Genomic DNA, 24,324 nt, shown 5'->3' with positions numbered 1-24,324 from the left:
TAGATTTCAATTTATTCTAACTTCAATATTTCACTTCCTGCCAATAAAAATGCACCTGTTCCAAAGTTTTGCCATGAATCTACTGAAGCTGGCTCTGGGAAAGCACCAATGTTTTGTACCCATCCTACGCGACCATCTTCGTGTTGAGATGCAGCTAAAGCTTTCCACGCTTTTTTAACAGCAGGTGTATATTTTTTATCTAACAAACCATTGTTAATTCCCCATGCTAACGCAAATGTGTGGAAGCCACTGCCACTCACCTCGCCATGATCGTAAGATTCTGGACTCAATAAACTTGTTCTCCATAAGCCATCTTCTGGCTGAATTTCTAATATTTTAGCAGCCATTTCTTTAAACAAATTCACATAGAATCCTCTATGCTCATAATCTTCTGGCATATCTTCTAACAGTAATGCTAAACCACCAATTACCCAGCCATTTCCTCTAGACCAAAACACTTTTTTACCGTTTGGTTCTTTTCTATCATTATCATTGCCTTTCCAAACAAAGCGCATATCTCTTGCGAATAATTTTTCTTCTTTGTCGTACAATCTATTATAGGTTTCCATATAGTACTTATGCATTTCGTCTAAGTACTTTGGCTGCTCTGTTTGCTTAGCATATAAATTGATTACTGGTGGTGCCATAAACAGGGCGTCGCACCACCACCATAGAATGGTTTTGTCTTCTTTACTTTTATTGGTTCCATCTTTCCAATTATTATCTTCATAAAGATGTGCATCCAAAAATTGTTTTGTAGGCTCTAAATCTGCAAAATTTCTTCGTTTTTCATTCTCAGCAACATACAGATAGCTATATGAAATAGCGACATCATCTGCATGGTGCAAGCGTTTGAATGTATTCCAATTATTCTTTACGGCTTGATTTTTTAGAGCTGCCATATACATCATATTTTTTGTTGTATTATGCGCTCGTGCAACACCTGTGTAATAGGCACCATTGGTCCAATCTGAAGGATGTAATGCAAAAATAGGATGTGCTTCTTGCCATTCTAAGGCCTTAATCATAGATTCTTTAATCTGAGTTTCGTTAAAAACATCCTTTTGTTCTAAGGTTGTTTTTTGAGCTTCAGAACAAGTAAAAAGAATTAATGCTGTTGCAATTGCTAAGATTGATTTATTCATTTGAAGTCTATTTTTTTAATTTAAATGTTGTTTCTAAATACTCTTGTGATGAAGTTCCTATTTTAACAGTATAATCTCCAGCTTCTAACACTTTTTCCATTGAAATTCCTGTAAACTCTAACATTTTAGGTGTAATCGTAAAGATGACAGTTTTACTTTCGCCAGCGTCTAATTCTATTTTTTCGAAACCTTTGAGTTCTTTATCTGGTCTTGTTACGGAACCTATTTCGTCTTTAATGTATAGTTGAACGACTTCTTTTGCTTTCATGCTGCCCTCATTGGTCACCTTAACACTCACCTCAAGTTCTGTCTCTGGTGTTATTTCTCCACTAGAAATTGAAATGTCCGAATATTTAAAATCACCATAGCTTAAACCATGACCAAACGGATAAATTGGTCCATCTTCTAAAAATAAATATTCTTTTTTATAATTAATCTCCTTCATACTGTAATGAAACGGTAATTGCCCAATAGACCTCGGAATGGTAACAGGTGATTTACCAGATGGTGACACCTCTCCAAATATAATTTTTGCTGTGGACTCATCTCCAAATTCACTTAAATCCCAGGTGTCTAAAATGGCATCAGCTTCCTTAGCAATTGTATTAATAGATAAGGTTCGACGATGTTTTAAAACAACGATTACAGGTTTTCCTAAGGCTTTGATTTTTTCAACAAGTTCGTCTTGTGGCCCAACTGGGTCAATAGTTGCGCGATCACCTTTAGTGCTGTTACTAAAATAAGCTTCCTTTGCGGTAAACTTATCACCACCTAAAAACAAGATTGTTACATCAGCACCTCGAGCCATATTGACCATGTTAGCAATAGCTTTTGGATCTTTTTCCAACAGCTTTGGCGCACCACCTTTTTCGTTAGTGAGGTTGAAACCCTTTTCAGCTACATATTTAATATTGGAACCTGAAACAGACTCAAACATCGCTTTAGTATCATCACTTAATAATGGGCCTAATAGTGCAATTTTAGTCGACTTATCTTTACTTAGTGGTAATGCATTATTTTCATTTTTTAATAAAATAATGGATTCTAAATCTGACTCTTTTGCTAATTCTAGAGACGATTCAGCACGCACACCTTTTTTCGTTTCTTCTATATCGATATATGGATTATCGAAAAGCCCAAGGATGAATTTTGTTCTCAAAACACGTCTTACAGATCTGTCAATTAGTTTTTCTAACTCTGGATTTTTCTTTACCATTTCTGGTAAATATGAATAGGAATCCTCTGCATACAAATCAATATCAATCCCTGCTTCTAATCCCATTTGTGCTGCAGCTTCTGGCGACTCTGCCACTCCCATAAAGTAGTATAAACGTGCAATGTCATTAGAATCTGATACTACATAACCTTCAAATCCCCATTGGTCTCGTAGCACACCTGTTAATAATTCTGGGTTTCCGTGGCTTGCAACACCATTTAAATCTCCGTGTGATGCCATAATACCCAAAGATCGTGCTTCTTTTACTGCAGCCTCAAACGGTGGATAAATTTCATCTATAAGCGTTCTTTCAGAAATCTCTACAGCTGCAAAATTAGAGCCTCCTAGAACTTGTCCGTAACCTGCAAAATGTTTCGCCACGGCTCCAATATGCGTTCTATTTCCTAAACCTTCGTAATTACCTTGTACACCGATTATAGCATTTTTAACCATCTGTGTTGTTAAATAAGTATCTTCACCAAAAGCCTCACTCATACGACCAAATCGAGGGTCGCGTACAATATCTGCCTCTGGTGAGTGACACATGTGCATGCCTCTTAATCTGGCTTCTCTACCTACCACATCCCATTGTCGTTGTACAAGCTCAGGATTAAACGATGCTGCAGATGTCATTGGGCGCCCAAATCTGGTACAGCCTTCAGCATCTACTCCGTTATAAGATTCCGTAACAAACAACGCTGGAATTCCCCAACGGTTATTTTCAATAATATATTTTTGAAGTTCGTTATTTAATTTAGCGGCTGCCAAAGGGTCAATATGCTCTCCCGGATTTTTGATTCCGGCAATACCTAATTTTAATTTCTCAATGACTTTATCAGACAATTTTAAATTACCATTTTCATCTGGTTTTGCTCCAATATTGGCATGAAAAATTCGCATTTGTGCTACTTTTTCTTCAAGCGATAACTTCGGAAGCAAAGATTCAACACGTTCGTCTATGGATAAGGACGCATCTTTATAATCTTTTTCTACGGAATCAGAACAAGATAATACTGATACTACTAGAGCTGTAAATAATATGATTGACTTTCTTTTCATTGTTGGTGTAATAATATTAGCGGATGTATTTGTTTTATTTAAATCTAAATCTATTAATTTTTAAATTTTCAACTGAAGCTGCTTTAAATACCAAACATATGGTTTGACCATTGTGCAATTCTTTCGTATTGAAACTTTTAGTTTTAAAGGCTTTTGTGTTGTTTGACTCAAACTTGCAGGTCGCCAAAAGTTTCCCGCTTGGATTACTTTCTCTAACTTCAATTTCAGTATCTATCTTGGATAAAAACTCGAATTCAATACTACTTTTTTTATCTAGATTCTGAATATTTGGATACGTGACAAAACTATTGACTTTATTGGACTCAATAGAAAAACCACCTATTACATTTTCTAGTTTAAGGACATTATTTGCTTTAAAAAAATCTTCAGCTTCAATAGCACCATTGTTTGCATCATACCGGCCTACACCAACACCATCTACTCTTATGGTAGCGATTTCACCATTATCCTTATAATGGACATAACTTATAAAGGAATCCCTAAACCATCTGTTTCCTGTCTGGCTAATATCGCAATACACAAAATACGATTGGTTGTGCCATTCGAAAAAACTACCATGACGACCTTGTAAAAAACCATTTGGCCAAGTTGGACTATCGTAACTTTTTGCAAAACTACTTTCCTTGATAATTGTATCTACATAATCATAAGGGCCGTATAAATTATCAGATATGGCATAAAAACAGCCCCAAGATAAATAGTATTTTCCCTTATACTTATGCACAAATGGTTTATCATCCGTTGGCATGACGTTATTTTTTCCGTCTCTGTTATATGGTCCTTGTGGGTTATTTATGATAATTTTTTTTGGCTTTTCTGCCAAACTTATCATATCGTCATTGAGCTTAGCCACATAATAATCCCATACTCCAAAAAAGATATAATGTTCTCCATTCTCTTCAAAAATGGACATGTCATACTCGTGGGTTGGAGTTAAATCTGACGTTAATAACGGTTTCCCTAATGGGTCTTTCCATGGCCCAACAGGAGAGTCACCAACTACAACTCCCGTTTGCTCGTTACCCTCGGAAAAATACCAATAGTACTTTCCGTTATTATAGGCTGCATCTGTTGCCCAACATCTTGAATAATCCTTTCCTATATACGTGTCTTTTGGATGAAGCACACTACGTTTTGTCCAATTGACTAAATCTCGTGAGGACCACACCCACCAATCTTCCATAATAAATTTATTATTTTCTATAGATTTATCATGCGAAGCATAGACATATGCAGTATCATTAAAAATATGAATATGAGGGTCGTTTAAGCCTTTGTTGGGTACTATTGGGTTTTGAGCGTAAAGCGAAAAAGCATACAAAAAAAAGAAGACAACTAATGAAAACCTTAAATGCATGCGCTGTGACTTTAGATCCAAATAGTTAATGGATTTATAATTGAATAAATATAGGATTTGACCTTTTGGCAAGCGTCCTGTCCTATCCTGTATTATTTGTTGTTTTATTTACAAGAATCAAATAATGTAAGACATAAAAAGAAAGTTGTGATATACCTGAACATTGTATTCTATTTAATAACAATTTTTTTGAAAAGCCTATTCGCTTCATTATATAGCTCTAAAAAATAAAGGCCTTTAGCAATCTTAGAAAAATCTACTATATTTTGAGACACTTTTCCTTTTTCCAAAACTTGACCATGTAAGCTCACTAATTTATATTCTAGATTATTAATCTTAGATTTTATATTGAAAACGCCATGACTAGGATTTGGGTAAACTGAAATATTTTGAGCGTCAAATTCATTAATGCTTAGAGGTGCTATTAGTTCAAATTCAATTTTATCTGGTTCACTTGATAATGATCTTCGCTGTGTTAATCTTACGGTATTTAAACCTAGATTCAGCGTAATATCTGGAATTCTGGTTTCTAAATACACACTCCAGTCAAATGTTCGGGTAATTAAGACATCATCGAACAAGGTTTCATTAATTTCAATATCCATGATGGAATCATCTCTATTTCTATTTGCAGCAAAAAGAATAAAATCATAAGTCCCTGCTTCAGTTACTTCAAATACGTGCTCAATAAACTGATTTGACGAAAACGAATCTATATATTCACCACCTGATGCCACAGGATTTGTACCTATATTAATATCAGTTGATGCTGTTGTAAAGTCCTCTGCTTCCAACGATATATTATCAGTGGTATCTGTCACATCCTCTTCGGACAAGGTAAATTCCATAAAATATAATGGACGTTTGTCGCCGACGCCTGGTGTGTTATTACCCGTATTTTCCATTAAATACACGTACAATTTATCTCCTTCAACAAAGGCATCAAAATGTGAATAATTTATAGCATCCGTATTGGTATATATAATTTTCCAGTCATTTTCTCCTTCTAAAGTGGTTTTAATATTTACTTTACCACCTAATAATTCCACCATAAAAACATGGTTCATATAACTATATATTTCGCCACGAACTGATGGGTGTGGAATCAAAACATCTAAATTACTAGAGAAATTAGTATCAGTAGCCAACTTATAATAGTGTACGTTTCTATTATCAACGCGTTGTACAAAATGAATCGCACCATTCTCAGTAACAGTCCAAGCCGGATCACTATTGCTTCTTGGATTAGTTTCCGTGCCGTAATCATCTCCCGGCTGTGCTATTTGTACAGGATCTAAGTTTGGGTCTATGTTATTTACTATTGGTAAAGAAATTGGATTATCATCTACATCGTACCACTGCGTTGACTGATTTTGTGGTATACCGTTGGTGTAAGCATAATATAGTCCACTATTTAACATATAGCCATTGCTGGTATTTGCATCATTATTAGTAGAGTATCTTATTGAAAACCCAGAATAAAACTTGCCATTTAAAAACCGTTCACCTCCATACATATTGTTTCTATTTGGTAATGGTAACGTCCCGTCATGGAATAACCAATTATTAGTCCATCCGGTTCCATTGTAATGCGCCATCAAAATATCTCCATTACCAGAACCTCCTTTTCTATATCGAGCTATTAAACTTCCATCGTCTGCTCTATGAATCATAGGATAAGTCATCCTTTCATAATCTTGTCCGATCTTTAAATAATTCTGTTTAGCGTTGAATAAACTCAAATTAAACTGTGCATCTGGAACAAATGCAGCATTGGCTAATGAGACAGAATAATTAAAAAAATCATTAGGCAAAGCTGCTGCAGTATATGCGTGCATATCGTATATGATATGAATTGTATTGTCTATTGTACTAATTCCTATTGCAGCTGTATTGTGAGAATCGCCTCTAATGCCTGTACCATTTAAAAGCTCTCCATTTTGTCCAACATGTTGATGTGGAAACTCTATGGTTACCCAACTTGAGTTTGGCACGCTTAAATTTTTTCTTGATAACATTAAGTTACGCGTATCCATTCCGCCTTTATACCAAGTCACAAATGCATACCCATTTACAACATCTACACAATCACCATGAGGTGAAATTCTTTGTGAAAATCTATAATTGACATCTTTAGTTCCTGCGAAAAATAAACCTCCTTCACCAGCTCCTGTTACTTCTGATAATTCTTCTAAGTTGGCTGCAAGTTGCTGTTCTTGTCCCCAATTTAAGAATGAAAAAAAACACAGTATCCATATTAAGTAGAATTTTTTCATACATTATTAGATAAAAATGCCAGTAATAATTTTACTGGCATTGCTTGTTTAAAACGAATTTATTTTTAGTTGTATCGTGTGCTTTCCTGGTGATAATCTAATAGATTCAAAAGCAGATGGTACTTTTTCTCCATTATGAATTAAGTCCTTTCCATCTAAACCGTTTAGAGAAAATTCGGCAACCATGTTTCCTGGAATTTCAATTTCGTAGGTCTGTAATCTGGCTCCGTTATAAGTGTATTTACCTTTGATTGTGCCTCTAACGGTTGGTACTTCTATCTCGCTCGATTTTAATTTGCTCATCTGCGGCTTAATTGTTGCCACACCAAATCCTGGTGTTTTAGGTTTAATTCCCCATAATCCTCTTGGGATGACATTTGCAGGTACGGCTCCCCAAGCATGGTTCCAATCTAGATTATTCTTGTATTTGTTGTCCCAAGCTTCTAGCGTAATCGTAGAACCAATTTTCACCATATTATACCAACTTCTATCAGAGGTATCCGTTAATAAATCTAGTGCGTAATCAGCTTCACCAGCATTATATAAACCATCCATCAAAAATTGAGCACCATATACACTACAAGCCAACCCTCTGGATTTTACATAATTTACAACAGATTCAAAATGCTCTTCTGGAACTAATCCAAAGGCTAAAGGCATCATATTAGCATGAAGCGAGGCATGGTCTGTACCTATACCATCGACGTAGATACCACGTTCTGCATCGAACATCTGTTCATTAACTGCTTTTTTAGCTTTGACTGCTCTATATTCAAAGTCCAAAGCTTCTTGTGTTTTCCCAAGAATCTTTGCAAACTCTGCCATGATTTTCATGTTCTCATAAAAGAATGAGTTAATTACCGTACTATAAGGTTTAAACACAAAACCATCGCGTTCCCCTTTAGTTTTGCTTCCATTAAAGTTCGCTCCAGGCCAATCCACTATATCCGTTAATGGCTTTTTATAACCCTCTGGGAAACCTAATTTTTTCATGAATTCCGCATCAACCTTAGTCGATGTTATGAGACCATCCTCATTAGATAATTCGAATAATGATTTATGTTTCAAAGGTTCGTAATAACGCTCAATAAGTTCGGTATTACCTGTGTACATGTAGTCTGCATAAATCAATAAAGGGACATGTTGTTGCCACTCTGTTGGCCATGTAGGATTCTTCATAAAATACTCAATAGTTCGTCTGCCAATGGCAAACTCTCTATCTGTTGTATAATGGCTTAATTGATTTAAATAGGCATCAGCTTCATAAGGAATACGTTCTCTATCACCATCTACATAAAGCCCATTAAATGTGGTAGCTTTAATTGAGTATTTACATAAATCCCAAACTTGATTTAAAATATCGTTATTACTCTCAAAACTACTGGTTTCTTCATCCCAATAGGTATGAAATGCTAATTGCGTAAAATCTTCAGCTTTAAGGTCGTTTTGAGCACCTTCTACCTCTGCGTATCTAAATGGTACTAGAGGTGGAAAACCGTCTGGTAAAGGCACGGCTTTATTCGCTCTGGTATTACGTTCGTCTTCATGAACTTTAATCTGGTATTTCGTCTGACCAGGTTTTACATCCACTTTAATTTCTTGATAGCGAATATTACTTTTTTTAGGTGGTGTTCTATTTAAGTTCCCATTATCATCGGCCATTTCACCTACATGTATGGTTAAGGTGTGCGGTGTTTTAGCGTTATAGGTAAAATCCATGGTTGCAAAAGCCGCTTTCCCAAAATCAATGAAATAAAAATCACCTCTTTTTTCAAACTTTGCTGGTTTAACTTCTGTGGTAACGAATTTATTTTCTGTTGAAATGATGTAACTATCGCTCTTTCCTGTAGTAAACTGTTGTGCTTCTGCATAGTCAACTAATCTGTTGGCTTCATCCCAAATTCTAACTTTCCAATAATAGGTTTTTCCAATTTCTAAAGCTTTACCTTCATACTCAACATCCGTAGATTTTATAGATGCCACTCTACCACTATCCCAAACATTTCCATTATTATTATCAATATCAGTCTTATTTGATGCTACTAAAATTTGATAAGCTCCTTGGTATTTTGCACCTAAAGGGACTGTCCACCCGAATTCTGGTTTTAAATCGAAAATCTTTACATCTTTACTTGGCTCTCTTATTAATTCTACCGTTAAATCTGTAGGTGCAGCTCTAAATTTGTTGCTGTTTTTTTTGATTAGCTCATCCGTTTTAGCTCTTAAGTTATCTAAGATGTCTTTGTATTTCTTCTTACCAACAAGATTTTTAATTTCTTGTGAATCCTTCTCTAAATCATAGAGCTCTTCAATGGACTTATCGTTAACATATCTGAAGTATTTCCATTTTTTAGTTCTAACACCTTCACTTGGAGGAATTTCACTAAAGTCCCAAATATGTTCGATTAAAATAGTGTCTCTATCGATGGTTTTTGTTTCTTTATTAACGATAGGCATGAGGCTCTTTCCTTGCCATGTTTCCGGAGCTTCTATTCCCGCTAAATCAACGATTGTAGATGGCACATCAATATTTAGTGCCATATCACTAACATCTTGATGGGTATTTGCTCTAGGATCAAAAACGATTAGTGGCACACGAATGGAGTTATCATACATTAACCATTTTCCAGCCAATTTACGTTCTCCCAAAAAATAACCATTATCACCCATAACTATGATGACTGTATTCTTATCGAGTCCTTTTTCTTTTAATTTAGCTCTGATTTTTTTGATTTCTAAATCGATTCCAGAAATCATACGGTAGTAGCCTTTTAAACTGTGTTGATATTTTTTTGGAGTATCGTAACGCCATGTCCAACGTAACCAATTAAATCCTTTCTTTACAATGTCTGGTTGCGCATCAAAATATTTATCATCTCCAAGTTGTGGTCCAGGAATCACTGCGTTTTCTAAAAGTTTATCTGTAGTATTCTGCCAGAAATATTGTTCTGGAGCTCCATCATGAGCATGAGGTGCACTAAAACTTAATGACAGACAGAATGGCTTTTCATTCGTCGCATTATGATCAATAAAATCGAGTGCTTTTTGACCTGTATAACGTGTTAAATGCACCGTATCATTATCTAGTGTTTTATAATAATAGCCTCTTCTGTCCTTATATCGGTTATTTCTGTCGTAAGATTCAAACTCGTCAAACTGCTTATCTAAATCATCATAACGCACGCCATACTTACCATAAAAACCTGTGTGATATCCATTATTTTTGAGAAGCGTTGGGTATGAATCATCCATATATTCGCTTCTAATGTTTCCTGTTTGAAAGTTAAAGTTATGAGCGCGCTCATGCAAACCCGTTAAAATACTCGCTCTACTTGCCGCACAAATTGGTGTTGTTACTATGGCATTATTGAAGTACGTTCCTGACTTAGCTAAATTGTCCATTTCAGGAGTTTCAACAAACTTATTCCCAGCATAGCCGATTGCGTCAAAACGCTGATCGTCTGTAAGAATAAATATTATATTAGGCTTTTCGTTACCATTCTTTTGTTGCGCATTTAATGGGCTCAAAGCATATAAAATGCCGGTAATTAGGATTAAAAAACTCTTTTTTCGCATAGGAGGTGATCTTAAATCAAGTTGTTGTATTTACGATTATTGTACTCTTAAATCAAAGTAGCTAAAAATAAAATTTCGCAAAGTAAATTCTGTCCTGCTGTGTCCTGAAAGCTTGCTAATTTTAAATATTAGAAAAATCCTTACCAATCGTCAGTTCTAAAAACAGAAACAGGCCATCCTGATTTAGTCATTAAGTTGTTTTCAAAACAATCTTCAAAACCATACCTAACGGCAATTGGCTTAGCAACATTTTGACTATGTAGAATTATCTTCTTATTGTTCTTGTCTGTAATGGCGCGTGCCTCATAAAAGATATTGTCTGAACCAGCAACCTCAAAACCTTTGATATTTTTATTTTCTATGAAAATATCATTATCGTAAAAGTTAAAAGAAAGCACTACTGACTTATTTTTTTCAACCGACATTGAGCGAAACTCTGGACTTCTGTATTTCAAATCCTTTAATTTATACTGATTCGTAAGTGCCATATTTGCTAACCTTTTAGCTACTATCTCTTTTTTTGAAGGGTGAATATCATTACAGTCTCCAGCATCGGTGCTTACAACCATTCCAGTATTTGATATTTCTTGGGAAATTTTCAATTGAGCCTCACGAATTAAATTAGCTCCCATTCCTGGAGCATTTTTATGGATGGCATAGTCGAAAGGTGCTATTTGCACAAAATAGAAGGGTAATTTATTATCTTTCCATTGATGCCTCCATGAAGAAATTAAATCTTTCATGTAGTTCTTATAAGGCAACGGATTAGTTCTATTTGACTCTCCTTGATACCAAAGAAATCCTTTGATTTTAAAGTCTTTAAAAGGATAAATCATGGCATTATAAAGAAAAGAAGGTTTCTTTTGTTTATTCTGTTCTACAGGTAAAGTTTTTGAAAATTTTACGTCTTCATACTCTAATAATTTTTCCTTTGGCATCCAACATTCTATTCTTGTACCTCCCCAAGCAGATTCAATAATTCCGATAGGGACATTGAGTTGTTCAAATAATTTTACTCCAAAAATATATCCAATTGCACTGAATGAATGCGCGGACGCTTTATTTGATACTTCCCATTCACCATTAACATCAAAACTTGGAGAAACACTTGCGGTCCTTTGATTGTTGAATAACCTAATAAATTCATTAGTTGAATTATCAAGATACTCTTCAGCATTTAAAACCTTGGATTTACCTAAACCTTTCATAGGCATTTCCATATTGGATTGGCCCGAACAGAGCCAAACTTCTCCGATAAGAATATTTTTTATTTTTACCGTGGCACTTCCTATAATCTCTAAGGTTTCTTTATTAAAAGAAGCCGTTTTTGTCTTAATTTTGGCATACCAAAATCCGTTTTTATCTACAACAACTGTAACACTTTTCCCCCAACTTGAGTTTATACGTATTGCAGTCCCAGGAACATCCTTACCCCAAATTGGAACCTGCCCATTTTGTTGTAAAACCATATTGTCTCCAAAAAATGATGGCAACTCTATTTGTGCATTTAACAATGCACTACAAAGAAAAAAAAGAAGTAAAAAAAACCTGAAATTCATTTTTAATTAACTATTTTTAAATAAGGTCTCATCCCATTTAACAATATCATTCTTATACATAGCATCAAGTCCCATTTGAACACAGACGGCAGCTTTTGCACCAGTCACAACGTTTGATTCAGGAATTTTATTATTCGTTATTGACGACTTAAAATCAAGTAATGCCTGTTTACTTGGATCTAAATGCTCAACATCAATTTTATAGCCTTTATCTTTATCCCATTGAACGGTAGCTCCGCTTACACCATCTACATCTCCAAGAACTTTATTCTTCTTTTTACCCTCTGGATAAAACCATGCATTTTTCATATCAATGATTATGGTGCCCTTATCACCAATGACCTTTATTTGGTAACCATCTTTAGCATTACTAGTTAAGTAAGTGAAATTCGCTTTAACTCCATTTGGGTAGCTATATATAAGATGTACATTATCATACGTTTCTCTTCCATCTTTCCAGTAATCAACACCTCCGATACCCATCACTTGATTTGGGGTTTCATTAAGTACCCAATTGACAAAATCGATTTGGTGCGAGCCTAATTCGGCGGTAAGTCCTCCAGAAAATTCTCGGTACATTCTCCAATTTATTGCTTTTTCGAACTTTGGATCAGGAACTGGTCTTCTCCAATTGCCATGCCTATTCCATTGACATTCAAATGCAGTAATATCCCCAACTTTTCCCTCTTTAATTAAATCAACAACATGCGTATAAAGCCTTGAACTATGATATTGATGCCCTGTTTGAAATATGTTTTTAGAGTGCTTTGCTTTATTCACCAAATCACGAATGCCGTCATAACCTTTAGCCAATGTCTTTTCGCAAAATACATGCTTGCCTGCATCGAGTGCATCAATTGTAATCTTAGAATGGGTATTAAAAGGTGTTGCGACAATGACAGCATCGATATCCTTATTATCCAGTAGCTTTCGGTAATCTGAATAGCCTTTGGGTTTTGAATTCGCTTTGGCTAAACCTTTATTTAATCTAAATGGTAAAACGTCGCAACCAGCAATTACATTTACATGGTCAATTCCGTTAATCATTGACATGAGTCCACTTCCTCGAACTCCTGTACCAATAACACCAATATTAATAGTTGTATTAGCATTTATATTAGATAGTATATTCCCATATAAATATGAAGTACCAGCTATACCTGCAGTTGCCACAGTCGTTTTCTTAATAAATGCGCGTCTTTTCAAATTTTATAGTTTAGGTTCCCAGCCTGGTTCGTAAGTTCTAGTCCACAACTTCATGGCTTCTCTGTTGTACATTTTACCTGTTTTATCATCAATATCAAATCCATCATTAATTCTGTAAGCAATATTGGCATAATGCACCATAGCCATACTTTTACTGGCATCATCAATTGGAGCTGTTAGTTTGGCTTTACCTCTAATAGAATCAAACAAATTTTGAACATGTTTTGTTGACATATCTCCACCACCACCTAAAGCGTTTCCTGCTTCTTTTGATGCTGAATTATACTCTTTTACTACCTTGCCTTTACGATCGTATAATAGATACTTACCTCTATCTACAAATACAGAGCCTTCTGTACCATAAATCACGGTGCCTCTGCCGGTTCCATAGGTGCTATAACTATTTCTAGATTTTCCGTCCCATTTAATCACTTTATTGTCGGCAAACTTAAACATTGCCTCCATATCATCGTACATTTCCCAACCATCCTCTAAAAAATGACGTTTTTCTGCTTCTACATATACATGCTGCGGAAAATCGACCTGTAAAGCCCAACGTGCTACATCCAACTCATGAGTTCCATTATTACCAGCTTCGGCTGTTCCATAGTCCCAACCATACCAATGCCAATTGTAGTTCCAAGTCTCAGAGGTATAATCTCGTCTTGGTGCTGGCCCTTGCCACAAATCCCAATCTAAACCTTCTGGTATGGCGGCACTTTTCTGAACAGGTACTTTACCTCGTCCATTATTATAAAATGCAACAGCCTTGTAAGGTTTACCTATGACTCCATTATGGATTTCTCTTATAATTTCTCTGGTATGACCTGAAGAACGTTGTTGGTTACCCATTTGAACCACTTTATTAAAATGCTTGGCTGCTTGCACAAGCTGTTCATTCTCATACATGTTATGACTACAAGGTTTTTCGACGTATACATGCTTACCCGCTTTCATTGCCATGATTGAACCTGGTGTATGCCAATGGTCCGGTGTGGCATTTATTAGGACATCTACATTTTTATCGTCTAATACTTTTCTAATATCATTCTCCAAAGCAGGGTCATAATCGATGTGTTCTCTAAACCCTTTTAAGGCCTTTGAACGTTGGTTTTCCATAACATCACATAAGTAGAGTAATTTGGCATTACTTTCCTTTGAAGCTATTGGAGACTTAAACGCATTTAAACGTCTTCCCAAACCAGCAATGGCAACGTTTAAGCGATCGTTTGCGCCGATAATATTCCCATAACTTCTAGCAGACATGGCATTAACACCACCTGTTAAACTAACTCCAATTGCTGCTACAGTTGTCTTTTTAATAAAATCTCTACGGTTATTTCCCATCTTACTCGTTTTTTGCTTTTGGAACTTTAATTTTAATATTTCTAAATGCTACCCTATCACCATGGTCTTGCAATAAAATCTGTCCTTTTTCTAAAGTTCCAAAATTTGGCCACTTCTCGTATTTACTTTCTGAAACTAATTTTAAAAAGTCATCACTTCCTCGCTCATACTCTAAAACTTTGACATCGTTAATCCAATGTTCTACATGATTATCAATAGACTTTATGTAGGCTGTATTCCATTCTCCGATGGGTTTGATGGGTTTGTCAGTATTTGCTTGAATTAAATCGTATAAAGAACATACGGTTCTACTGCCTTTATGAGACCCCCTTTTAGCATCTTCGTGACGTTCATCATCTAAGATTTGATACTCTAAACCAATTGATGAACCTGGACCTTTATTAATTTCGGTATCTACATAGTATTTAATGCCACTATTAGCACCAGGTGTTAATTTAAAATCGACTAGCAGTTCGAAATTATCGTAATCTTGAGTTGTTACGATATCACCACCCGCTTCAGATTCTCCGCCTCCTGATGCTAAGACAATAAGCTCTCCATTTTCCATGACCCAACCTTTATCTGGGAATGCCTCTAGTTTAGCACCTCGCCATCCGTTGGTGGTTTTACCATCCCAAAGCATTTTCCAACCTGATTTTTGTTCGTTAACCGTTAAGTTGTTTTTTGTAATTATAGGTTTTAAAGGTGATTCTGTAGTATATTGAGAAAGATTCTCAGTCAAAATCTTAGCATTCTTCCACATCACTTGCTTACCGATTTTGTCCTTGCTTTTACCAATAGAGTGGACTTGTAAGCCAAAAAAGCCGCTTGCCGTTTTATCGTCAATTAAATAAGATGCAGGAATACTATTAATCCAAGTTTTTATAGTATTGCCTATGGCTTCAACCCTGTAGTGATTCCATTCATTTTGTTTAAAGGCCTTTTGCGCTTCTGGATTATTCTCTAGAGTATGTAGCCATTTACGTCGTTTTTCATCATAAATCCCACCACTCCATGCACGCTTTGATGGGTCTATCTCTACTTGATACCCATGAACCATTCCATCTCTGTAATATGGCACACTATTACTACGAATCTGAATCCCTGAATTCATGGTGGAATCGACTTTAAAATCAATTTCAAAAATAAAATCTCCATACATTTCATTAGTAGTTAAAAATGTATTTGGTGTATTAGCGGCTGTTGTTCCTATAACGACTCCGTCTTCAACTATATACTTTGCTTCACCGCCTTTAATATTCCATCCCTCTAAGGAATTGTTATTAATAAGATTTGTCCACGGTATGTCTTCTTTTTGCTCCTTACAAGAATATAAAACTAGACTAATAAGAATGCAACTGATTATTGTTGTAATGAATTGAAATTTTCTCACTTGAAATTATTTTTAGTTAATACCATTTGCCATTTTAAATTACTGTAATAGAAATTGATGATTGGTATAAGATAAGGTTTATTAAGAAACCCTTCATTATATAGCTTATAATGAAGGGTTTGAATTATACTTATAACTACTTAGTTAAAATTAGAGTCTAATGACCAAATACAAAGAACTTTTAGTCCACTGTTAAATCAACTACAAATTCTTCAAATCTCACGTTTCTGTCTCTAATAACAATTGTATCATTTACCTGATGCATTAATTCAAATGTTGATGTTGTTGTTGATATTAATGTACCAAATGACCTTACCTCAGTTACTTCAACATCTTGTTCTAAATACTGAAAATCTAAGTAAATTACGTCTCTACTTTCTCCTCCCCATTCATCTCCATCTTCTACAAAGCTGCCTGTGCCCGTTACGACAATATTGCTATCCGGATCAGCATTGGAAACAGTAATTTCTTCATTACCGTTAAATGTCAATCGTAAAGACAACTGAACATCAGTAGCAATACCAGGTCGTCGAACGTCAATAGTGGTAGTTACTTCACTCCTTCCTGAAGTTGCTAATGGAAGAAGTTCATCTTGTACAACAAAATCTGCTCTATAAACTGTAGAGCCTTCAATGTTCTCTGATACTGTTTCTGTGGGATCTCCATTTTCAAAAACTGTTACTGATTCGTTAAATCCCGTAGCTGCATCCTCACCACGTCTTAAATATATACCATCATATTTATTGATAAATTTAATACCGAAAAGCGTATAATCTTTTGGTAAGGGATCCCAGTCTTCATCTCTTATTTTAATAGGATTGTCAACCAAAGGAACACCTGTTAAAAGCGAATCTAGTTCTTCAAAATCTGTAATTCTTAATGGGATTACATAATGCACTTCTTCAAACTCTGCAAATGACAGTGGATCGTCAAAGAAAGCATCTGAAAGCTGCACCGGAATGCGTCCATCTATAGAACCCGAAGGAATTGTTACTGGGCTTTCCTGTTCAATGGTATAGTAAGAAGCTGGCAAGATCTTAACATTTACAGTATCTACACCTAGAGCAGCTGCATCTATTAAATCAGGGGCTAACTCAAAATGTACTCTTCGGTCTTTATCATTATTGTAAACTCCTGACATGATGACACCAATTTCAAATCGTCCATTATTATCGTTTTCGTTAAAACCCAAATCATACTTACCCTGAATTAATGTTCTTACGGGCGTTTGAAACGGAAAATACACTGAAGTTGAGCCAAAGTCGTCAAAATCATTTTCCTGATTCTCGCAGGCCATTACGCTAAAGGCAATTGCGCATATTATTAAATATTTTATTTTCATGTCAAAATTTTTTAATCTTTTTAAATATACAAATTTATTCTACCAGCCCATATTTTGCTCAAGTTCAGAAAATTTTAAAATCTCCGAATTTGGAATAGGCATATAAGTAGCAAATGGTTGAAAATTTCTAACTTCCACAGATGGTAACTCAGCATAATTATTTCCGTCGAAAAAATAACCTTTAGCTGGTCCATTTAATGGTAATCCCCATCTTCTCATATCCCAGAACCTATGTCCTTCAAAACTTAGCTCTATACGGCGTTCATTTCTAATAAGCTCTCGCATATCCTCTTGAGATGCAATAGATGCTAAGTAATTATCTGGTTGCGTAATTCCTGCTCTATTGCGTATTGCTGCAATCACATCACGAGCAGTAATACCATCAACTGGGTTGTCAGGACCACCAATTTCATTAGCTGCTTCAGCCAATATTAAAAACAATTCAGTATATCTAAAATACACATTAGCATGGCTCTGACCTTGAGCAGTTCCATTATCATTAATAAGAACATCTGGACGTAATAACTTTTTAAGGTAATATCCAGTAGTTGTAGACTGCTCAGGAATAGAATCTAACCTATCATTTCCTCCACCAACACCGGTATTAATTATATCACCACCAGCTCCAAAGGAAGCACCATTAACAATAACATATTTTTCTAATCTTGGGTCTCTATTGTTATAAGGGTTTTGAGGGTCAAAACCATTAGCCTCGGTTGCAGGAAAACCATCTTGCATTGGAAATGCCATTACAAAGTTATGTGTTGGATTAATTTCACCATTTCCATTAATTGAAGGTGGAAACATACGTTCTTCATAATTAAAAGTATTACCCCCAATAGAACCGCGCCAAAGTGATTCACTACTCTGAATATTGTCATCAGATATATAAAACTCATTACCTGTTGGATCTAAACCTGCAGTACCACCAATAGTATTTAAAATTTGAGCGGCATTAGTTGCTGCCATATCATAATAGCTTTGACTATCTAAAAATGATGGGCTCGCAGCAAAAAGTGCCAAACGTGCTTTTAATGCTCTTACAATTCTCCCAGAAATACGCAAATCAAAAAAGTTGTCATTTACTATTCCATATTTATCAAAATCAAAGTTTTCTAATTCTGAATACCACGGATCTACTTGTCCTGCGCTTAAACCATAATCTGTTGGTAATAAATTAAGTGCTTCATCAAAATCTGCCATAATAGCCTGAACAGAAGCTTCAAATGATAAACGCGGTACATTAAAGTTACCATCAGGTTCAATAAACTCAGTATAGTATGGAATACCTAGTAGTTGTCCAGATTGTCCAATACCAGCATGCGCTTGAAGTACATAATAATGATGTAATCCTCTTAATGCCAAGGCCTCTCCCTTCATGCGCATTTCAAACATTGTGTTAATTAATGTGTCTCTGCTCCATTGTGTTTCTCCTGTATCAATAACGTCTAAGAATCTGTTTACCCAGAATACACGTTCAAAACTACCCCAACGGGCTGCAGGGTTAAATTGTGCATTTAACTCACCAAGCGCCATTCTTTTAAAGTTGTTATTTAAAATATTATTAACAGCATCATCTGTAGCTGCTTCAGAAAATGAATATTGATTCACTAAACCCGCATATCCATTTAATAATACACCTTCTGCTGCATTTGGATTCGTGAGAATAAAATCAAAATCCAACCTATTTTCTTCAATAGGATCAAGATCACAAGAAATCATGCCGGTTAAAACCGACATAACCATTATAAATTTTATTAAATTCTTCATTTTATTTATCTTAATTTTCTAATTATCTTAAAAGGATGCTCTTATACCTAAAGTAAAAGATCTAGATAGTGGTGTACTGCCTATTCTTAACCTACGAATATCTTTATTTTTACCTATTTCAAACAAATTAGTTCCAGACAGATTTAGACTAAAATTGTCCATGCCTAAATCTTTACAAAGAGCATCCTCAAATTCATATGTTAACTGTGCGCGGTTAATGTTAAAGTAACTTGTGTCGAAAAGCCAAAATGTAGATTGTCTAAAATTATTTTGATTTGTTTGTGCTGATAATCTTGGAAATGTTGCCGTACTTGCTGTTTGTGGTGTCCATCGTCCAAGAACGACTTCTGAATATTTATCCGCCCCATCTACTGAATAATATTCGTTAAAACTACTATTTAACTTATTACCATGAGCTCCTGATTGACCTACACCCAAAATAAATAAGTTGAATCTTTTATAATTTAAGTTAAGGTTTAGCGCATAAGTCCATGGATTACTAGATTGCCCGATTGCTCTTCTGTCATCATTATCTATAATATTATCCCCATTTAGATCCTCGTATTTTATATCTCCAGGTTGAACATTACCAAATTGAGGAACAGGTAAACCAGCATTTAAATTACCATCTGTATCAAAATCTGCTTCAGCATAAAAACCTTGGTCAACTAATCCAAAAATTGTAGAAATCTCTCTTCCTTGTGTTTGTAGATAATCTTCAGCAAATACTTCAGATCTTATGGACCTTTCAGTTTGGCTATATAGCACATTTGCACCTAAAGTAATTGACAAATCTTTATAAGTTTTATTAAAATTCATACCGATTTCGAAACCAGTGTATAAATTCTTATTGAAATTATTATATGGTCTAAACGTATCATAAAAAGACGGGTATTGATCTTGAATAAATGTTATTTGTTTGTCTAATTCTGTTTTAAAATAGTTAGCTTCTATCCAAAGAGAATTCATCACATACGTTTCGAAACCTAAATTTAAGTCTATACGTTCTTCAAATGTTAAATCAAGATTTTCTCCTTGTGTAATATCTATTCTTCGATTAGTATTACCATCCGCCCAACTAACATTATTGCCAAAAGAATAGTTTACATCATATAAATAGTAAGCGCTAGCATCATTATCAACAGTACCTCCAGCATTAAGAGCAGTAATACCTCGATCTGACTTTAAAACACCACCAGACGCTTTTAACTTAAGGTAATTAATAAATTTACTATTCTTCAAAAAAGGTTCTTCACTTATAATGTAAGCTATACCTGACGTTGGTGAAAATGCTCCTCTATTTCCTTTCGGTAGTTTTATTGAATTGACATAGGTTCCTGTAAAATCAAAAAATAGTTTCTTTTTGTAATCAAAAGCCGTTTGAAAGCCTAAGTGCGCATTAACATCTGTTTGAATAACATCATTTCGCCTTTGTGAATTATAAAAACCCAATAAAGTGGTATTTAAAGAATAGTCCTTGGCAAAAGTAGTATCATAGTTTATAAGTCCATAAAAACCAAATCGGGATAAAAAACCATTGGTAGTAGTCTCTTGTCTTTGATCTTGTCTATCTTCACCAAAAACATTAAGACCTGTTATACGGTCACCATCCCAAATTGGTTCATAGGTTTTAAATTGGTTCTCTATAGATAAATTATAAGAATCAAAAAAATCAAAACTAACATAGGTTTTAGCTGATAAACCTTTTGCTATCCTATCTAAATTAAAATTGATTGTGTTGTTAAACTGCGTAGAACGAAAAACGGTATCTCGATAACCACCTCCAATAGCTAAAGCTATGGGTGCATCTGACCCAAACTGTTGAGTTGAACCTAAAAGAAACCCATCAAAGATGTTTGCTGCTTGTAATTGTCCTGCAACTGTAGGGTCGCTTGTATCTATTAAATCAACAGGTAATAATGGTGAATAAGCGTTTGGTCTGAACGTAGTACCTGCGCTTAATAAATCGGCTCTAGACCCTCTAGTTTTGCTTATAACTGCAATTCCATCAAGACTGCTTGTAATCCAATCGTTTATTTTAAAATCCAAGTTACCTCTTATATTAAAACGGTTAGTTCCTGCATTTATATCTTCATTAATATCCACCCATGCTCCCTCACTATTCCATCCTGCGTTAACATAATATTGATTTTTATCATTACCACCTGAAAATTCAGCTATAACATTTGTGAAATTGACTAAACGTTGAACGTATTCCTTAGAATAAAGGTCTACATCTGGATTTTTATAAATATTAGAACTTGTTCTAAACTCCTGGATAAGTGCTGGACTATAAAAATTATCTAACCCGTCATTATTTCTTGCTTCATTAAAAAGTGTCATATACGCCGCTGAACCTAAATAATTAGGCAAAGAGATGGGTGTTCTAATACCAGAACGAATATTTACGTTAACTTCTTTTTTATTAGCTTCTCCACGTTTGGTATTAATAACAATAACACCATTTCTTCCTTGACTACCATAGAGGGCGACAGAATTAGCATCTCTAAGTACAGTTATCTGCTCTACCTCTTCCATATTTAGGATATTAGGATCACGACCAATGACACCATCAATAACAAAAACAGCATCGCCTACACCTCCTATACCTCTAATATTATCAGAACCTCTAACCCCTAACATCAATCCGTTAATATAATCTCTAACCACTTGGGTATTGTCATAAGTTAATCGGTCTTTCGTGTTAATTGAAGATACTGCACCAACAATATTACGCCTGTATTTAGTGGCAACTCCCATTTTTAATTCGTCATCTTCCGAAGCGAGAAAAGGAGATTTTTTCATGATAATATTATCAGTTAAATCAGACATAGTAATAATGGCTGATATATAGCCCTTTTTTTCAAGTAAAACGGACTCATCATCTAATAATGCAATTTTAAACTGTCCATTAACATCCGAAGATGTCTTATTTCCACTTGGGCTAGAAACATTAACTCCTTCTATGGGGTTACCTTGCTCATCAACCACATTTGCAATTACTTGTTTATCATTTGTTTGAGCCATTGCAACATTGCATATGCAAAACAGCATTATGCTTAATAAAGTAAGCAACCTAGATAATTTATCAATCTTCATTTTTTTCTTTAAATTAATTATAACGAATTTGTAAAAGACTACCTCTACCATCCTGGATTTTGAGGGAAGCCTTCGTAAATTTGTGTTTGTTCAGCGGGAAATGGTAACCAATAATGCTGAGGGAACTCACAAATTCTGTCTACAAGAAGTGTTTCTGTGAAATTACTTCTGTCTTGAGGAAAATCTAAGGCTAATTTTCTTCTATATTTATCTAAATGAGCTACTCCCCATCGTCTAATATCGACCCATCGGTGTGCTTCATAACTTAATTCAACCGATCTTTCTCTTCTTAATTCATCCATGAACTTGTTGTTATCTCCAACTATATTAGGGTGTACATTAGGTATACCAGCTCTATTACGCAATAAATTAATAGCGCCCTCAGCCGACAACCCATAAGAACTAGGAACTGCTGTTGCACCCCTAGAGGCATGTAATGCTTCAGCATACATTAAATAAACATCTGTTAGTCTCATATGCATTCGTACTCCAACGTATTGATCTATAATAGGATTCCATCTAGTATGATACTTACCATCAACTTTAGGGTAAAATTTTGTCCACATATACCCTGTATTATTTACTATTTTGATGTTTTCAGCACCAGTACTGCGGTGGAAACCTTTTTGACTGGAATTTTCAAACCAAAGTTGAGCAGCTACATGATTTGGATCTCCAGCTCCGGGATCTATAATTTGTCCATCGATAATATGCCATCTATAAAAACGTGGATCACGGTTTTCAAAAGGCTGAGTAGGGTCGTACGTTGGTGGGCCAAAATTACCACTAAGATCATCTTCTATAGACAGTCCATTAGCCATACCAAAATTGTTGTGAATAAAATTATGTGTAGGACTAATAACTTCATATCCAGCAGAAGTGGTATGAATCGCTCTATTTACTCCTGATGCCATGAATCTTGTGGCTTGTCCTCGACTACCACCAGTTGCAGAAAATATAAATTCTGTACTTCCCGGCCATGTACCAGGTGCAGGTGATCTCCAAAACACATCATCGTAGTTTTCCCAAGACGCTAAGGCATAACGGCCTTGGTCGGCTAATTGAAGAATTCCAGAAAAAGCTTCAACAGCCATATCACATAACTCTGTATCATAGTCATATGTATTTATACTTACATTGTTACCTTTCATTAATGGACTTGCTGCTAAAAGCAAGTTTTTGCCTTGAAAAGCATATGCTGTACCTTTAGTAAGCCTACCTCTATTTTCGCCTTGCGTAAGTTGTCCATAAGGCTCAAGGTCCCAATTTACAGGCAATAATTGAATGGCTTTTATATAGTCTTCATTAGCACGTAAAGCAACTTCTTTGTAGGTCTCTGGACGTGGTATTCTAAAATCATCTATTATAACTCTATCAATATATGGATAACGTCCCCAAAATTTCATAATCTCATTATGGAAAAATGCTCTAAAAAAATAAGCTTGTCCAAGAATAACATCTTTTTCTGCTTGAGTTGCATTTACCATTAAATCCCTATTCTCAACATTCTCGATTACAATATTAGCCTTACGGATACCGCGTAAGCTTCCATCATATAACCCTGGTCTTTGTCTATTAAACGCATTAGTGTTTGCGACATTAGCGGAGTTAGTCCCTGTAGATCCATAATCAGCATTATAATGGTTATTTAAGTAACAAAAATTATCTCTTATAACATCATTGAATCTTCCGGCATCAATGTCACCACTTGCTTTTGTAGGTCTATCAACAAATCCATCATCTCCCAAAAGAAAGTCTTGAAAGGTATGCGTCTGTTGTTCATATGACACCACCAAGGCATACATTTCTTCAACAAAACCTTGCGCATTATTAAAGGTGGAAAAAACAACCTCTTCATCTATGACAGCATCTGGCGCCACATCTAAATAATCCTCGCATGAAAATGGGAATACTAATCCTAAGATTATTAATAGTTTTACTTTATAATTTTTCATAAT

The 24,324-nt window shown here is 35.2% G+C and carries 13 protein-coding genes; all 13 read right to left on the bottom strand.

What is annotated here, in order from left to right:
* Positions 1-11: 11 nt before the first annotated feature.
* On the bottom strand, positions 12-1,145 hold the full coding sequence (locus H7F21_RS06130; RefSeq protein ID WP_185788320.1) for a glycoside hydrolase family 88/105 protein: 1,134 nt from the start codon (positions 1,143-1,145) through the stop codon (positions 12-14).
* Between the two features lie 7 nt (positions 1,146-1,152).
* Entirely contained in the window at positions 1,153-3,420 is a 2,268-nt protein-coding gene (locus tag H7F21_RS06125) for a glycoside hydrolase family 3 N-terminal domain-containing protein (RefSeq protein ID WP_185788319.1), read from the bottom strand.
* Between the two features lie 34 nt (positions 3,421-3,454).
* Positions 3,455-4,819 (bottom strand): family 43 glycosylhydrolase, encoded by a 1,365-nt coding sequence (locus H7F21_RS06120; RefSeq protein WP_246431421.1) that lies wholly within the window; start codon positions 4,817-4,819, stop codon positions 3,455-3,457.
* 149 nt (positions 4,820-4,968) lie between these two features.
* Entirely contained in the window at positions 4,969-7,074 is a 2,106-nt protein-coding gene (locus H7F21_RS06115) for a BNR-4 repeat-containing protein (protein WP_185788318.1), read from the bottom strand.
* Between the two features lie 48 nt (positions 7,075-7,122).
* Positions 7,123-10,650 (bottom strand): sulfatase-like hydrolase/transferase, encoded by a 3,528-nt coding sequence (locus H7F21_RS06110; RefSeq protein WP_185788317.1) that lies wholly within the window; start codon positions 10,648-10,650, stop codon positions 7,123-7,125.
* A gap of 140 nt (positions 10,651-10,790) precedes the next feature.
* On the bottom strand, positions 10,791-12,209 hold the full coding sequence (locus tag H7F21_RS06105; protein WP_185788316.1) for a sialate O-acetylesterase: 1,419 nt from the start codon (positions 12,207-12,209) through the stop codon (positions 10,791-10,793).
* A 6-nt stretch (positions 12,210-12,215) separates the two neighbouring features.
* Positions 12,216-13,415 carry a Gfo/Idh/MocA family protein gene (locus H7F21_RS06100; RefSeq protein ID WP_185788315.1) on the bottom strand — a complete coding sequence of 400 codons (1,200 nt, stop codon included), beginning with the start codon at positions 13,413-13,415 and terminating at the stop codon, positions 12,216-12,218.
* 3 nt (positions 13,416-13,418) lie between these two features.
* On the bottom strand, positions 13,419-14,762 hold the full coding sequence (locus tag H7F21_RS06095; protein WP_185788314.1) for a Gfo/Idh/MocA family protein: 1,344 nt from the start codon (positions 14,760-14,762) through the stop codon (positions 13,419-13,421).
* Between the two features lies 1 nt (position 14,763).
* A complete protein-coding gene (locus H7F21_RS06090) occupies positions 14,764-16,155 on the bottom strand; it encodes a 3-keto-disaccharide hydrolase (RefSeq protein ID WP_425509955.1) in 1,392 nt (463 codons plus the stop codon).
* Between the two features lie 181 nt (positions 16,156-16,336).
* Positions 16,337-17,497: a DUF5627 domain-containing protein gene (locus H7F21_RS06085; RefSeq protein WP_185788313.1), complete on the bottom strand. Its 1,161-nt coding sequence runs from the start codon at positions 17,495-17,497 to the stop codon at positions 16,337-16,339.
* Positions 17,498-17,536: 39 nt separating this feature from the next.
* A complete protein-coding gene (locus tag H7F21_RS06080; RefSeq protein ID WP_185788312.1) occupies positions 17,537-19,267 on the bottom strand; it encodes a RagB/SusD family nutrient uptake outer membrane protein in 1,731 nt (576 codons plus the stop codon).
* A gap of 27 nt (positions 19,268-19,294) precedes the next feature.
* Positions 19,295-22,294: a SusC/RagA family TonB-linked outer membrane protein gene (locus tag H7F21_RS06075; RefSeq protein WP_185788311.1), complete on the bottom strand. Its 3,000-nt coding sequence runs from the start codon at positions 22,292-22,294 to the stop codon at positions 19,295-19,297.
* A gap of 116 nt (positions 22,295-22,410) precedes the next feature.
* The gene (locus H7F21_RS06070; RefSeq protein ID WP_185788310.1) at positions 22,411-24,321 is read right to left on the bottom strand and encodes a RagB/SusD family nutrient uptake outer membrane protein; all 1,911 of its coding nucleotides are present in this window, start codon (positions 24,319-24,321) and stop codon (positions 22,411-22,413) included.
* Positions 24,322-24,324: the final 3 nt, after the last annotated feature.

The organism is Winogradskyella flava, assembly GCF_014243395.1.
Taxonomy (GTDB): domain Bacteria; phylum Bacteroidota; class Bacteroidia; order Flavobacteriales; family Flavobacteriaceae; genus Winogradskyella; species Winogradskyella flava.
This window is presented reverse-complemented; position numbering and strand designations above follow the sequence as displayed.